Annotated in this window: 14 protein-coding genes; 10 read left to right on the plus strand and 4 right to left on the minus strand. The window is 43.3% G+C overall.

Translation table 11 applies throughout. The features are described from left to right. Nucleotides 1-116 precede the first annotated feature (116 nt). Nucleotides 117-3,197 (plus strand): SusC/RagA family TonB-linked outer membrane protein, encoded by a 3,081-nt coding sequence (locus tag BUB08_RS17525; protein ID WP_073003218.1) that lies wholly within the window; start codon nt 117-119, stop codon nt 3,195-3,197. 9 nt (nt 3,198-3,206) lie between these two features. Continuing rightward, on the plus strand, nt 3,207-4,655 hold the full coding sequence (locus BUB08_RS17530; protein ID WP_073003219.1) for a RagB/SusD family nutrient uptake outer membrane protein: 1,449 nt from the start codon (nt 3,207-3,209) through the stop codon (nt 4,653-4,655). A gap of 6 nt (nt 4,656-4,661) precedes the next feature. Here the strand turns inward: BUB08_RS17530 and BUB08_RS17535 are convergent, their stop codons facing one another. After that, a complete protein-coding gene (locus BUB08_RS17535) occupies nt 4,662-5,330 on the minus strand; it encodes a hypothetical protein (protein ID WP_073003220.1) in 669 nt (222 codons plus the stop codon). A 162-nt stretch (nt 5,331-5,492) separates the two neighbouring features. Then, nucleotides 5,493-6,359, minus strand: coding sequence for an enoyl-ACP reductase FabI (locus BUB08_RS17540; protein ID WP_073003221.1), 867 nt, complete (start codon nt 6,357-6,359; stop codon nt 5,493-5,495). A 415-nt stretch (nt 6,360-6,774) separates the two neighbouring features. Here BUB08_RS17540 and BUB08_RS17545 point away from each other — a divergent pair, with 415 nt between their 5' ends. From BUB08_RS17545 to BUB08_RS17580, 8 genes are all read left to right on the plus strand, one after another. Next, nucleotides 6,775-8,091: an ACT domain-containing protein gene (locus BUB08_RS17545; protein ID WP_073003222.1), complete on the plus strand. Its 1,317-nt coding sequence runs from the start codon at nt 6,775-6,777 to the stop codon at nt 8,089-8,091. An 18-nt stretch (nt 8,092-8,109) separates the two neighbouring features. Continuing rightward, a complete protein-coding gene (locus BUB08_RS17550) occupies nt 8,110-9,414 on the plus strand; it encodes an O-acetylhomoserine aminocarboxypropyltransferase/cysteine synthase family protein (RefSeq protein ID WP_073003223.1) in 1,305 nt (434 codons plus the stop codon). An 82-nt stretch (nt 9,415-9,496) separates the two neighbouring features. Beyond that, the gene (gene metA / locus BUB08_RS17555) at nt 9,497-10,414 is read left to right on the plus strand and encodes a homoserine O-acetyltransferase MetA (protein ID WP_073003224.1); all 918 of its coding nucleotides are present in this window, start codon (nt 9,497-9,499) and stop codon (nt 10,412-10,414) included. Nucleotides 10,415-10,541: 127 nt separating this feature from the next. Beyond that, the gene (gene elbB, locus BUB08_RS17560; RefSeq protein ID WP_245820219.1) at nt 10,542-11,189 is read left to right on the plus strand and encodes an isoprenoid biosynthesis glyoxalase ElbB; all 648 of its coding nucleotides are present in this window, start codon (nt 10,542-10,544) and stop codon (nt 11,187-11,189) included. Nucleotides 11,190-11,200: 11 nt separating this feature from the next. Beyond that, nucleotides 11,201-11,884: a TatD family hydrolase gene (locus tag BUB08_RS17565; RefSeq protein WP_073003226.1), complete on the plus strand. Its 684-nt coding sequence runs from the start codon at nt 11,201-11,203 to the stop codon at nt 11,882-11,884. Between the two features lie 51 nt (nt 11,885-11,935). After that, nucleotides 11,936-12,670 (plus strand): tRNA threonylcarbamoyladenosine dehydratase, encoded by a 735-nt coding sequence (locus BUB08_RS17570; protein WP_073003227.1) that lies wholly within the window; start codon nt 11,936-11,938, stop codon nt 12,668-12,670. A gap of 404 nt (nt 12,671-13,074) precedes the next feature. Further along, a complete protein-coding gene (locus tag BUB08_RS17575) occupies nt 13,075-13,386 on the plus strand; it encodes an RNA recognition motif domain-containing protein (RefSeq protein WP_073003228.1) in 312 nt (103 codons plus the stop codon). Between the two features lie 10 nt (nt 13,387-13,396). After that, nucleotides 13,397-13,591, plus strand: coding sequence for a cold-shock protein (locus BUB08_RS17580; RefSeq protein WP_073003229.1), 195 nt, complete (start codon nt 13,397-13,399; stop codon nt 13,589-13,591). Between the two features lie 289 nt (nt 13,592-13,880). On the opposite strand, the gene aqpZ is transcribed toward BUB08_RS17580, so the two are convergent. Both aqpZ and BUB08_RS17590 read right to left on the minus strand, forming a co-directional pair. Beyond that, on the minus strand, nt 13,881-14,561 hold the full coding sequence (gene aqpZ / locus BUB08_RS17585) for an aquaporin Z (protein WP_073003230.1): 681 nt from the start codon (nt 14,559-14,561) through the stop codon (nt 13,881-13,883). Between the two features lie 455 nt (nt 14,562-15,016). Further along, complete coding sequence (locus BUB08_RS17590; RefSeq protein WP_217651649.1) at nt 15,017-15,205, minus strand: hypothetical protein; 189 nt, start codon at nt 15,203-15,205, stop codon at nt 15,017-15,019. Nucleotides 15,206-15,278 lie beyond the last annotated feature (73 nt).

Below are 15,278 nucleotides of genomic sequence, written 5' to 3' on the forward strand. Positions count from 1 at the left end.
AGGCTGTTCACATCGGACAGCCTTTTTTGTGTTTGGCGGGGTGTCTCTCGCATACTGTTTTTTTTACTAATTTAGCACCCCGGTTGATAAGAGAAAGTGTACCTAACTTCTAATTCATGAGAAATATAATACTGACGTTTCTTTTCGTTGCCCTCAGTATAAGTGTAGCTAACGCCCAGATAAAAAGAATTTCTGGTTCTGTTACTACTTCAGGCACGGGAGTCCCGGTATCAGGTGTATCGGTTGTTGTTAAAGGAACTACACTCGGAACAGTTACAAATCAGGATGGTTATTACCAGCTAAATCTTTCGGGCGACTCGCCGGTTCTTGTTTTTTCATACATTGGAATGAAAACGCGGGAACTCCCTGTTGAAGGCTCAATTCTGGATGTGGCGATGATTCCCGACAATGTTGACGTTGATGAGGTGGTGGTTGTTGCGTATGGAACAACGGTAAAAAATCAGTTTACCGGCTCGGTAAGTTCCATCGACGGCGCCCGGCTCGAACAATTTCAAACAGCAAATTTTACAAAAGCACTTCAGGGGCTATCGGCAGGAGTGCTGGCCACCAGCGGAAGCGGCCAACCCGGAGAAGATGCTGATATTCGAATCAGGGGCTTTAGCACGTTTGGCGATGCCAGCCCGCTGGTCGTGCTAGATGGTTTTCCGTACGACGGCAGCCTCAGCGCTCTCCCTCTTTCTGAAATTGAGTCTGTCTCCATTCTGAAAGATGCTTCGGCCACTGTTCTTTATGGTTCAAGAGCTGCCAACGGCGTAATTATTATTACCACAAAATCCGGTACAAAAGGGCCTTCAAAACTTGATTTGAAAGTTAGTTACGGAATTTCGAACCGCGCAATCCCGGATTACGACAAGGTTACGGTGCCGGAGTATTACGAATTGCAATGGGAGGGAATCAGAAACGCATTGGTTGCCGGAGGAACAAACCCGGATGATGCCAACTCCATGGCCAGCCAACAACTCATTTCGGTGCTGGGAGGTTATAACGCATATAATGTACCCGCCGGCGAAGTGGTGGACGAGAATGGCGCAATTAATCCGGATGCTGAGTTGTTGTGGAACGATAGCTGGCAGGACCAGTTGTTTGTTACCGGCCAGCGAAAAGAGGTTACGATTAATTCCAGCGGTGGTACTGATAAAACCACTTATTTTCTTTCTGGAGGTATGCTGGATGAAGGTGGGATAATTAGTGCGTCGAATCTGAAAAGGTTTTCCGCGCGGGCAAATATTAAAACGCAAATAAGAAGTTGGATAAACGCCGGCATCAATTTATCCGGTTCGCTTTCGGAGCAGAACTACCCCGTTTCTTCGGGCTCTTCGTACCTTAATTCATTTATGTTTTCAGGATTGATAGCCCCCATTTACCCGGTCTATTTGTATAACGAAAAAGGCGAAGTTCAAACCGATGCAGAAGGAAATAAACTTTTTGATTTTGGAACCGGCTTTGACAGAGCCCGGGCTTTTGCATCCAATCTGAATCCGCTGGGAACAATAACGCACGACAAACGTGAGTATAAAAAAGATGTGTTCACGTTGCGCTCGTTCATCAATTTCGAGCTTGCCGAAGGGCTTTCTTTTAACGCTTCAGTCGGTGCAGATTATTTTGCCTACTCCGGATTGACCCACCAAAATATGAAATACGGCGACGGGCAAAACTTTAACGGACGTTCTGCCAGGCAAACCAACCGCATGTTTTCATACACAGCCAATCAACTTTTACGGTATGTAACCGGTTTTGGCGGGCACTCTGTCAACGCAATGGCCGGGCACGAAAGTTACAGTTACAAATTGAATACACTTGCTGCAACCCGCTCCGGCTTTCCTTTTCCCGAACTTGTTGAGCTGGATGCTGCTGCCATCCCCGAGAAATCAGGTTCTTCAGAAGATAATTATCGGCTGGAAAGTTATTTGGTAAAGGTTGAATATGATTACGATAAGCGGTTTTTTGCAAGTTTTAACATGCGTGCCGATGGGAATTCGCGGTTTGCCGAAAATGCCAGGTGGGGAAGTTTCTGGGGAATGGGATTATCGTGGATTATTTCGCACGAAGAATTTTTGCAGGATTTTACAGCTCTAAATCTGTTGCGGATAAAAGCGAGTTACGGAGAGCAGGGGAACGATAAAGTTGGGTCGTATTACGGTTACCAGGGGCTTTATAAAACCGGGGTGAATAATATTGATTTTCCGGGAATACTGGCCAGCAGGCTGCCTACTCCGGTACTTACCTGGGAATCTCTTAATTCGCTGAATATGGGAGTTGAGGCAGAATTCCTGAATCGGTATTCAATAAATTTTGAATATTATATCCGGAACAACAGCGATTTGCTGTTTGAAAAACCGCTCCCTCCGTCAACCGGGTTTACTTCTATTGATGCTAATATTGCAGAACTGTCAAACGTGGGTTTTGATTTGGAGTTGGGTGGTTTAATTCTGAATGCCAAAAATGTGGTATGGAACCTGGATTTAAATTTGGGCCATTTCAAAAACAAAATTAAAGAGTTGCCGCAGAAATCTATTATTAGTGGCAATAAACTGTGGCAGGAAGGCGCTTCTATTTACGATTTTTGGGTGGAAGAGTTTGCCGGTGTTGATTCGGAAACGGGTAAAACATTGTGGCGCTACACTGATGCAGATACGGGCGAAAAAGGGGTGACCACTTCCTATTCCAAAGCAACCAGGTATTATGCAGGTTCTGCTATTCCCGATCTTTTTGGTGGCATTAACAATACGATTAAAATTTTCGATTTTGACCTGTCTGTTTTGCTTAGTTTCGGAATTGGTGGAAAAGTAATGGACTCCGGGTATCAGTGGCTGATGCACTCGGGACAATACGGTTACAGTTTTCATCGCGATATTTTAGATAGGTGGACTCCCGAAAACAGTCAGGCAATCATTCCTGCAATAGACGGGGATTCCTACACAAACAGGCGCTCTTCCCGCTTCCTGACTGATGCCAGCTACTTCAATCTGAAAAATATTTCGTTGGGATATAATTTTCCTGAAGCTGTGATTTCGAAGCTAAACCTGGCGGGTATTAAACTGAAATTCACTGCAGATAATTTGGCACTGGCTACTGCACGAAAAGGGCTCGATCCTCAGTTTTCGTTAGACGGTTCATACGGAAAAGTGTATGTGCCAATTCGTACTTTGTCGGTTGGAGTTGACGTTCAATTTTAAAACGAAAAAATGAAAAAGTTATTCAACTTAATACTAATAATTGCTGTCTTTGCAACTTCGTGTTCCGATGAGTTTCTGGAAACAATTCCAACCAACGAAATTTCAGATCAGGCAGTTTTTCAGTCGGTAGAAGGGGCACAAACAGTTATCGATGGCGTTTTGCGAGATATGCGAAGCCAGCATGGCAATGAAGATCAGCATGATCAATTCGGGGTGAAAGCCATTGATTTGTGTGTGGATTTGATGGGGGAAGACATGGTAGTTGAGAAGTATCATTGGTTTGGGGCAGACTACCGTTTTGAAAACCGAACAGAAAATGATCAGCGGCCGCTCTACGCCTGGACTCTTTTCTACCGGATTATTTACAATGCAAACGAAGTGATTAATCACATTGATGACGTAGCATCTGACAGTGAAACCCTGAAAGCTGACTTAAAAGCACAGGCGTTGACTTTAAGAGCTTACTCCTACTTTCAGTTGGTTCAGCTTTTTCAGCATACCTACTCCGGTCATGAGGATGAACCCGGAGTGCCGTTGTACACGAATGCAACAACCGAAGGAAATCCGCGTAGCACAGTGTCTGAAGTTTACACCCGAATTACCACAGATTTGTCTGAAGCGGTGAGATTGTTCGAAGAAAGTGGGCTTCAGCAAAAACATATTTCACGTCCTGCTCTGTCTGTCGCCCGGGGGCTTGCTGCACGCGTTGCTCTGGTGATGGAAGATTGGCAGGCGGCGGCAGATATGGCATCGAAGGCGCGGGACGGGTTTTCGCTAATGACTGCCGCTGAGTTCAGCACCGGGTTTGATAATTATACGCAGCAGAACTGGATGTGGGGAATGGAAGTGAATAGCGAACAATCTACAACTTATGCGTCGTGGTTTTCGCATGTTGACTGGACCATCGGAGGTTATTGCGGCTACGGGTTGAGTCCGAAGTCGTTTAGCCTTGAATTGTTTAACAGGATGGATAACAGTGATGTGCGTAAGGAGTTGGTGGATACGTCTTTCATCGAGTCCGGTCGGTTGATTCCATATAAATTTGCTGCGGGTAACGACAAAGGTTTTGATGCTGATTTGGTACTGATGCGGCCGGAAGAAATGCTGCTCATCGAAGCCGAAGCACGCGCGCGAATAAAAGATTTCACAAATGCCGGGAAACTGTTGAAAGAACTTCGCGACAAACGATTTGATGAACCTGTCTCAACTTCCTGGCCGGAAGAAACGCTGTTGAGCGAGATCCTTTTGGAAAGGCGAATCGAGCTTTGGGGCGAAGGTTTCAGAGGGTTTGATTTGAAACGGCTGAAGTTGGGGGTTAACCGAACTAACAGCAACCACAATCCGGTAGTTGCAAAAGTGATGAGCCTTCCGGCAGAATCAGAAGAGTTTATTTACCAGATTCCGCAAAGCGAGATAGATGCCAATTCAAATATTGGAGAAGAAGATCAGAATCTTTGATCTCTTTTACTGCGTTTTTGATGGCTGGTCATCTTTCTGCCATTTCTTTTGCAGCTCTTCCAACTCCCGCTGGTGCTTTTTAATCAGCTCTTCCCACTCTTTCCGGTGTTCTTCATTTTTAAATCCGGGAAAGCCGAAATTGTCCTCGTTAAATTGATAGAATTGCTGGTTAAGCCGCTCGCTGAAATCTTTAAAGAATTCCTCGTCGATTCCCGGAGGAAATTTGTCGTTTGGCCCAACACCGAAATCAAAAAATAGCGAATCAAATTGATACGGGAACGGGGCTGCAAACAGCGAGTCTGAAAAAGGTGTCAGATTATTTCCCCGGTTTTTACCGTCAAACGGGGAGAAGCGGAATCCGAAAGAAAATGGTTCGCGCGGAAATGCTTTGTTGTCAAGCAGAGAATCGCCCCAAAATTCGTTCATAAATCGCTCAATGCCCGGAAAATTGAAGCGGGGAGACAGGCTGTCTCCGGGAAATCCGAAATGAAAGGTTGTATCTACCGACCAATGGTGTACATACGTAGAATCGTACTGAATCAGGTTTCCCTGGTCATCGTATTTCTTGTTGACAATAACCTGTTCGTCGGGGTTTTTCTGATCTTTTTGTTGCTGTGCTTTTGCTCCGGATACAGCAAATGCAAAAACGATTGAAATAAAAATAAACTTCTTCATGGCTACATTTTTTCTTCAAAATTAAAGAATTGAAGTATAAATAAGTTTGAAGAAATTTTAAAAAATTTTAAAGTTTGGGGAGAGCCAGAAAAAAGCTGGAAATTTTGCCGGAAGAATATCAGCTTCTGATTTTAAGAAGATTGTATCCTTCCGGCAAAAGTACTAATCGAATAAATGTTTGTCTTCAGCCGGACCGCATTTGCAGTCTTCGTGAAGCCCTTTTTCATATTGTTGCAAAGCGCGCACGCTCATTCCCATGTTGGAGAAGCCTCCGTCGTTGTATAAATTCTGCATGGTTACACGTCGTGTAAGATCAGAAAACAGGGTGATGCAATAGTCGGCACAATCGTCGGCTGTGGCATTTCCCAGTGGCGACATCCGCTCTGCAAAATCGAGCAGGCGATCGAAGCCTTTTACACCACTTCCGGCAGTAGTAACTGTTGGCGATTGCGAAACAGTATTAATACGTACATTTCTTTCTCTACCGTAAATGTATCCGAAACTGCGTGCAATGGATTCCAAAAGTGCTTTTGCGTCGGCCATGTCGTTGTAGCCGTAAAAAGTACGCTGTGCTGCAACATACGTAAGCGCAACCACTGAGCCCCATTCGTTAATGGCGTCGAGTTGTCGTGCCGTTTGCAGTACCTTGTGAAAAGATATTGCAGATACGTCGAGCGTTTTGTCCAGGTAATTGTAATCCAGATCGCTGTAATGTCTACCTTTTCTTACGTTAGGCGACATACCGATGGAGTGAAGAACGAAGTCGATTTTTCCTCCCAAAGCTTCCATCGATTTATTAAACAGGTTTTTCAACTCTTCTACGTTGGTGGCGTCGGCAGCAATGGCAACGGTGTTCAGTTTCTCAGCAAGTTTCTGAGTTTCGCCCATGCGCATTGCAACTGCTGTGTTGGATAACGTTAACGTGGCTCCTTCTTCATGGGCTCGTTCTGCAACCTTCCACGCAATGGAATCGGGGTTTAATGCTCCAAAAATAATTCCCTTCTTCCCTTTCAGTAAATTGTAACTCATGGTGTTTTTTTATGAATTTTGAGGTGCAAAGTTAATTCAGTTTAAATAAAACTAAAAAGTAGAGGACTTTTTCCACTTAAATATGCTCTTTCTTAACCATTCGATTCAAATATTGTTCGCGTTTAGTCAAAAAATTCAATATTATTTTTATCTAAACTGATTCCAAATAAGTTTTGTTTTTTGAAAAAACGCTTTATATTTGTCGCAAACAAAATCGGTAAATAAATGAATTCATTGATTCAACATACTTCACAAAATGTTCCGGGAAACCTTTCCGGAAAACGTGGATTCATGTTACCGTCATTTTTCATGTTTATGCGCTAGCCTTCTTTCGGTGGTTTTCCCATTGACTGGAGGCATACAGATTTTAGCGATAACAAATTCATAGTTTTTACATTTTTCTTTTTTATTTAATATGTCGGATAAAGTTATTCGATTGGGCGGCGGCCATGCAGGGTCTGTTGCATCAATTCAAAATTTAGTTTGGTATTCTGAAAAACAAAACGGCAAAAAATTCATCGTCGTTTCTGCGGTTCCTGAGATTTTATGTTTAGTGCAATCAGCAGTTTCGGAAGCTTTTAGTGCGGACGTAACAAAGGTTTATGACGAGCTGGCCGGAATATATCTGACGCTGACCGGGAATAATCCTTCTGAAGCTTATGGGGAGCTGGCCACGCAGTTGGCCGGAATACTTAAAGGAATAGGACTTATTGGTGATTATTCCGCTGCATTGAAGGATCAGGTTTTGAGCTTCAGCGAGAAGTTAACTGCAGAAATATTTCAGGTTCAGTTTGAGAAATGTGGTATAATTGCCAAAATTTTGCAGCCCGAACAATTGGGGCTGGAAGTTACTCCCGATTACGGAAATGCCACATTTGTTGCGGTGGGTAAATCGCTAAGTGATCTTGAACCCGGATTTTATCTGGTGCCCGGATCATTTGGAATCACTGCTGAAGGGAAAACAGCCCGCGCTGGAGAAACGGCTGCCGATTACACCGCTGCCTTTTTAACACGCGAATTCGGAATTGAGAAACTGGAACTTTGGGGACTCAATTTCGATTTTCATCGGGCAGATCCGGCAATTGTTTCCGAACCTCCGCGTATTCAGCGGCTCACCTATTCGGAGGCCAGCGAACTGGCATATTTCGACCACTATTCGTTTCACCCGCGAACTGTGGAGCCGCTGGAAGCTGAACACATCCCAATTCATGTTGTTAATACCAGTTCGAAAGATGGCAGCGTAGATACCGTAATTAATACGGAAACTTATGTTGAACCGCAAATTGTGAAAAGTGTGGCCTGTACCGATGATATTTCGTTGTTGCGGCTTAACGGACCCGGAGTGGGGCTGAAACCGGGAATTCTGGCAAAGGTGACTTCCCGGTTAAATAAAGAGGGAATTAACATAAAATCGGTGATTACTTCTCAGATTTCCATTAACCTGATTCTAGAACGGAAATCCGGTGCCAGGGCTTTGGAGTGTATTCGCCAATTGGGATTTTCGGCTGTGCAGGACATTACGGTTATCGACGATGTTTCGCTTGTGGCAGTTGTTGGGCACGGCATGCAACAAAGCTACGGAGTCTCGGCCAAAATTTTTGGTGCGGTTGCCCAGCATAAAATTAATGTAGTTTTAAGCGGCTCAGGTGCTTCCGATTTGGTGAGCTATCTGGTTGTAAAATCTTCTGATAAAGAGAAAAGTGTACGCGAAATTTATAAAGCATTTTTTTAACCCGAAAAATAGATAACAATGACAACAAAAAATTTAAAATTCGAAACTCTGCAACTTCATGCAGGCCAACAACCCGACCCAACCACCAATTCGAGGGCAGTTCCTATTTATCAAACGTCTTCGTATGTATTTAATGATGCCGAACATGCAGCTAACCTGTTTTCGCTGAGCGAGTTTGGGAATATTTATACGCGTATTATGAACCCGACTTCCGATGTGTTTGAACAGCGTGTTGCTGCGCTCGAAGGTGGAGTGGGGGCTCTTGCCGTTGCTTCAGGACATGCGGCGCAGTTTATCGCATTAAACACGCTGCTCGAAGCCGGAGATAATTTTGTAACCTCGCCTTATTTGTACGGAGGCTCTTACAATCAGTTTAAAGTTTCGTTTAAGCGTTTGGGGGTTGAAGCCCGTTTTGCCGACGGTTTAACTGTTGAAGCATTTGAAAAACTGATTGATGAAAATACTAAAGTGCTTTATTTCGAAACCATTGGAAATCCGGGATACGTGGTGCCTGATTTTGAGGCTTTCGGAAAGCTGGCGAAAAAGTATGATATTCCTTTGATTGTTGATAACACTTTTGCCGCAGGAGGCTATTTGTTCCGCCCGATTGAATACGGGGCAAATATTGTTGTGGAATCGGCTACTAAGTGGATTGGCGGTCATGGTACCAGTATTGGCGGCGTAATTGTCGACGGCGGAAATTACAACTGGGGCAACGGTAAGTTCCCGGGTTTTACTGAACCGTCTGACGGATACCACGGACTGAAATTCTGGGATGCATTCAATTTTGACAGTCCGCTGGGAAACATCGGTTTCATTGTAAAAGCCCGTGTGGAAGGCCTGCGTGATTTTGGCCCGGCCATAAGTCCGTTTAACTCTTTTCTGCTGCTGCAGGGACTTGAAACACTTTCGTTGAGAATGGAGCGGCATGTTGAAAATGCACTGGCGCTGGCTAAATGGCTGGAGCAACATCCAAAGGTGGAAAGTGTAAATTACCCTGGCCTGGAAAGCAGTCCTTCTTATGAAAATGCGAAAAAGTATTTCAAAAAAGGAGCAGGCGGAATGTTGTCATTTAATGTAAAAGGCGATAAAAGTGCGGCCAACAGCGTGGTGAACAATCTTCAGCTCGTTAGTCACCTGGCAAATGTAGGCGATGCAAAAACGTTGATTATTCAGCCGGCAGCCACCACTCATCAGCAACTTTCTGAAGAAGCGCAGAAAGCAGCCGGAGTAGAACCGTCGCAATTGCGGGTAAGCGTAGGAATAGAACATATCGATGATATTATTGCCGACTTTGAACAAGCACTCGGCAAAATTGGTTAATCCAGCATAAGAATAAAAGCGCAGTGGGGGAAAGCAACATTCTCTCACTGCCTGTTTTTGAATTTTTTAAACAGAAGAAAAAATGCCAGTAAACGTTTCCGATAAATTGCCTGCTATTAAAATTCTTGAAGAGGAGAATATTTTTGTGATGGATGAGTCACGAGCAGAGCAGCAGGACATCAGGCCCCTAAGAATAATAATACTTAATTTGATGCCGCTGAAAGTGACAACAGAAACCGATTTGTTACGATTGCTATCCAATTCGCCTCTACAAATTGAAATTGAATTCATGAAAATAAAGGGGCACAAATCGAAAAATACTTCGTCGGAGCACATGAAGCAGTTTTATAAGAATTTTGATGAACTGAACAGTAAAAAGTACGACGGGATGATTATTACCGGCGCACCTGTTGAATTGCTGCCGTTTGAGGAGGTTACTTACTGGAACGAAATAAAAGAGATACTGGACTGGGCGCAGCGTAACGTTTATTCTACAATGTTTATTTGCTGGGCCGCACAAGCCGGCCTTTATCATTACTACGGAATTCCGAAATACGAGCTTCCGCAAAAAATGTTTGGTGTATTTGAACATACGCATTCCAACTCCCATCTGCCTATTCTTCGCGGGTTCGACGACGTATTTTTTATGCCGCACTCCCGCCATACAGAAATCAGAACAGCAGATATTGAAAAGGTGGAAGGCCTTGAAATTATTGCGCAGTCTGAAGAAGCCGGTGTTGCCATGGTTAAAGCGAAAAACGGAAGACAGTTGTTTATCACCGGTCATTCTGAGTATTCCCGCAACACGCTTGATACCGAGTACAAACGCGACGTTGCGAAAAAGTTGCCTATTCACATTCCGGTAAACTATTACCCGGGAGACGATCCTTCCAAAACTCCCTGTATGCGTTGGGGATCAACTGCAAATCTGCTGTTCTCCAACTGGCTGAATTACTATGTTTATCAGGAAACGCCTTACAATCTTGAAGAAATTGGCTAACAGATTTTTCAGTTTTCCGGTAAAAATATATTTTTGAAACAAATTGGAACGGAGATGATTTAAGTGAGTTTGAAGACTTAAATTTGCGCAAAGTGAGTAAGTTACCTTTTAAAACTTGATGGAAAAAATGAAAAAAATTGCGGTTGTTTTGGCAGGAAACGGGGTTTACGACGGAGCTGAAATACATGAAGCTACGCTTACATTGCTGGCTATTGCGCGAAATGGGGCAACATACCAGTGTTTTGCCCCGGATGTGGAGCAGGCTCATGTTGTTAATCATCTTACAGGGGAAGAAATGGCTGAAACGCGGAACGTGCTGGTTGAAGCAGCCCGCATTGCCCGTGGAAACATCAAACCGCTCTCCGATTACGACGCCAAAAATTTTGATGCGATTATGTTTCCCGGTGGTTTTGGCGCCGCAAAAAACCTGTGCACATTTGCATTCGACGGAGTTGACTGCACTGTTAATCCTGATGTGGAACAGGCCGTGCGTTCAACGGTAGCCGAGGGAAAACCGGTGGGGGCACTTTGCATTTCCCCGGTATTAATTGCAAAAATTCTGGGAGATGTGAAAGTAACCATCGGACAGGACGAAGCAACCATTCAGGCCATTGAAAATTTGGGCGGCACTCACCAAAAAACTACGCACGGACAAGTGGTCACAGACGATAAATATAAGGTAGTTACCACGCCTTGCTATATGCTGGATGCTACCATCGATCAGATTGCCGACGGAGCAGATAATGTGGTGAAGAAGATTTTAGAAATCATGTAATTTGAAATAAGGTGGTTTCTACTCCTTTTATCGATATTCATACGCACAATAAAAATACAGATCCGGAGACTGTAACTGTATTCAATCTTGAACCGGGTGATCCCATTCATGTTTTTGCGGGAAAGAATTTTTATTCGGTCGGATTGCACCCCTGGAAAATTAAGAGTGAAAAGGATGACGACGAGCGGATGCTGATGATGGAAGATGCGCTTGACCTCGATCATGTGATTTTTGTGGGAGAGTGCGGCCTCGATAAAGTAACCGGAGCGGGTTTCGACGAGCAGATGCGCGCTTTTTCGGCTCAGGCTTTTATGGCTGAAGAGTACGGAGTTCCGCTAATCATTCATTGCGTAAAAGCCTGGAACGAAGTGGTGGAGCTCCACAAAAAGAACAGGCCTTCCGTTCCGTGGATTTTTCATGGCTACAATGGAAGTGTCGAATTAACCCGGCAGCTTTTGGATAAGAATTTTCTGTTTTCTTTTGGTGAAGCGCTTTTTCGCGAGAATGGAAAAGCCATTGAGTCGATAAAACTGTTGCCTCTGGAAAAGATTTTTTTTGAAACGGATATGTGTAAAGGGCCTGTTGAAGATATGTATAAAAGGGGCGCCGAGTTGAAAAATATTCCTGTAGAAAATTTGAAGGAAGCAGTTTGGGAAAACTTTAACCGGATAGAAAACGTGAACTTCAAAATTTAAGTCGATTTTTTTTCCTGAAGAAGGAAACAATAACAGATAAATGTATGGTAAATGAGTTGGCTGGAAAGAACTGAACTTCTGGTTGGTCCGGAGAAACTGGAAGTATTGAAGAACTCCAATGTACTGGTTGTGGGGTTGGGTGGAGTAGGCGCTTATGCCGCTGAAATGATTTGTCGTGCCGGAGTTGGAAAAATGACAATTGCCGACGGCGATGTGGTTGATGAATCGAACCGGAACCGGCAATTGCCTGCCTTAACGAGCACTGTTGGCCAGCCAAAAACTGAGGTTCTGGCGCAACGGTTTCGAGATATCAATCCGGAGATTGAGCTAACTACTGTAAATGATTTTATTCGGGATGAAATAACCATTGAGTTGCTGCAAAGCCAGCCGTTCGACTACGTGGTTGATGCCATCGATACCCTTTCCCCAAAAGTGTTTCTGATAAACCACAGTATTAACATGGGGCTTAACGTGGTAAGCGCGTTGGGTGCCGGTGGAAAATCCGACCCTGCGAAAGTACAAGTGGCCGATATTTCAAAATCGTACAACTGTAAACTGGGAAGAGTGCTGAGAAAGCGTCTGGCGAAACTCGGCATTCGAAAGGGATTTAAAGTAGTCTTTTCTCCGGAGGAAGTTGCCGAGGGGGCAGTGAGGCTGGAAGAAGGACAAAACAAAAAATCAACAGTAGGCACAATTTCATACATGCCGCCTGTTTTTGGTTGCTTCGTGGCCAGTGTTGTCATTAGGGATTTGCTGGATAAAAAGGCGACAACGTTAATTTTGTGATGATCTGATTCCGAACTGGTTGCCGCCTCTTTCCCTTGAAAATAGCGCTGTGCAAAATCTTTTTTTACATTAAAATGCAACTATTGCTTTCTTTTGTTGAATATAAAAGAGTCAAATGTTTGATAATTCCATTTTTAGTTTAACTTTGCGGTGCGAATTAATAGATAATTTAGAATCTTTTAAATTTTCGGTTGTCTGGAAATGAGCAAATTGGTCTTTATTTAGTTGAAATTTTTAGGTATTCTGCAGCCGGGCAAAATTCTCCTTCCTGTTTTTCACCATGATTTTTTTGGTTTCTGAACTTAATCAATTCAATATTCATCTAAATCCGGGAACAAAGCATAGTTTGAGTTTTCGCATTTTGCAGCAGGGGCCTGTTTTATTAATTTAATTTTTAGTTACAAATGAACATTTATGTTGGAAATCTTCCGTACAGTGTAGTTGAGGAAGATTTGAGAGAAATTTTCGAAGAGTATGGCGAAGTATCTGCTGTCAAAATCATTTCTGATAAATTGACCGGACGTAGCAAAGGTTTTGGATTTGTTGAAATGGACGACGATGAAGAAGCTAAAAAAGCCATCGAAGAATTAAACAATGCTGAACTTAGCGGACGTAACATTAAAGTAAACGAATCACGTCCAAGATCAAACGACTCCCGTGGTGGAGGTCATCGCAGAAGCGGCGGTGGTGGTTTTAACAGAAGAGAACGTTACTAACGGTTTTCTTATGCAAGGAAAAGTAAAATGGTACGACGCGGTAAAAGGCTTTGGCTTTATTCAGACTGAAGAAGGCAAAGACATTTTCGTACACCGTACCGGCGTTAAAGACTCACGCTTTGGACTGGAAACAGACCAGGCTGTACAGTTTGAAACAAAGGAAAGCGACCGTGGACCGGTAGCTTTTAATGTGGAAGTTATCTAACTATTATAGTGCTCAGAAGAAAGGGTCTTGTTTTTCAAGACCCTTTTTTGTTTCTTCTTCTTTCCCCTTTTTCTCGAAAAGCACAGGCAAAGTTTTTTTATTTCTCCGGCTCGAAAGTTTTTTCGGGCATGTTTTTCGGTAGATAATGTTGCCGTGTTAATATGTGTTATTTGCCTGAGTATTGGTTTTTATTCCGGCTCCATTCAAAAATAATTTTTGGGATTGGTGCAGGGAATATTTATACCGTCGTTCCGTTTGTTTGTTTTGTTGGGAGGAAAGTATTTTGTTACTACGATTCCTTTTTAATGAAATTGTACACCAGGCCGGCAGCAATCGCTCCCAATACAGGAATCAGGATGAATAGCCATAACTGTGACAACGCCCAGTCTCCTACAAACAAAGCCTGACTAATACTCCTGGCAGGATTTACGGAAGTGTTAGTTACCGGAATACTGATTAGGTGGATTAGAGTTAATGCCAGTCCGATGGCAACTCCGGCGAACCCTTTTGGTGCGTTTTCGTCGGTTGCACCAAGAATAACAATCAGAAACATGAAAGTCATTACAAATTCTGATACGATGGCTGCCAGCATACTGTACCCGCCGGGAGAGTGCTCGCCGTACCCGTTGGCGGCAAAGTTTCCTATTTCATTGCCATTTCCGGTGGCAATAACGTACAATACTGCTGCCGCTGCAATTCCGCCCAAAATCTGGGAAATTACATAAGGAACTATGGTTTTTCCGCTTACTCTGCCGCCTGCCCATAGCCCGATGGTTACTGCAGGGTTTAAGTGCGCTCCCGAGATGTGTCCCAGGGAATAAACAATGGTCAGTACAGTCAGACCAAAGGCAAGTGCAACGCCAAGCAGTCCAATCCCGACATCGGGGAACCCGGCAGCCAAAACCGCACTGCCGCAACCTCCTAATACTAACCAAAATGTACCAATAAATTCAGCTAAATTTTTCTTCATCTTTTTTACCAGTTAAATTCCTACTCGTAAGGCTTTTCGGATATGCCCCGTTTTTTTGAGTGGGTGCTGGACTCCACTTTTCTAATTAAAGTTAGGGAATAGCGTTATTTAAAACAAAATTATTTATGTAATGCTATAACTCAGCTTTTGTATTGTATGTTTCTGTACAACAGTTTGTTCTTGTGTTTTGGTGTTCTTGTGGTAAATGAGAAATATGCCCGCAATATACGAATTCACGAAGAATCAGTATGCTTTTTTGTTAAATAAAATGTTTTAAGATGCGCATGCGTGAGGGTCAGCCCGCCGAGTATTTAGTGTTTTTTTGCTTACAGCATTTAGTGTGAGGATTTGCTGTTTGTTGTTTTTTTTGATTTGTAGATGTGGATTAAGTGAGGAAATTGTTGAATAATTTGAGTCCTTAAATTAATCCGGACTTGAATAGTTGTTGATAAGTGTCATTTTCTAAGGTCTTTTTCAGTCATGTTTTTGTAGTAGATCTTTTCGTCCTTGTCAAATGTCCATACGTTTGATACTTCTCTAACTTCGGGTAATCCTTCGTCTCCCTGCTGTACATTCTGTTTTGTGAGCTTTCTGAATTTGCGGTTAGCAATCTGTTTATTTTTTTTTCTCACTATCAGCTGCACCTACTCCTCTAATTTTATTCTTCTTTCGCGATCTGCTCATCTGTGGATTGTTTTGGGTTTTTACTATGTTTTA

Source organism: Mariniphaga anaerophila, assembly GCF_900129025.1.
Lineage (GTDB): Bacteria > Bacteroidota > Bacteroidia > Bacteroidales > Prolixibacteraceae > Mariniphaga > Mariniphaga anaerophila.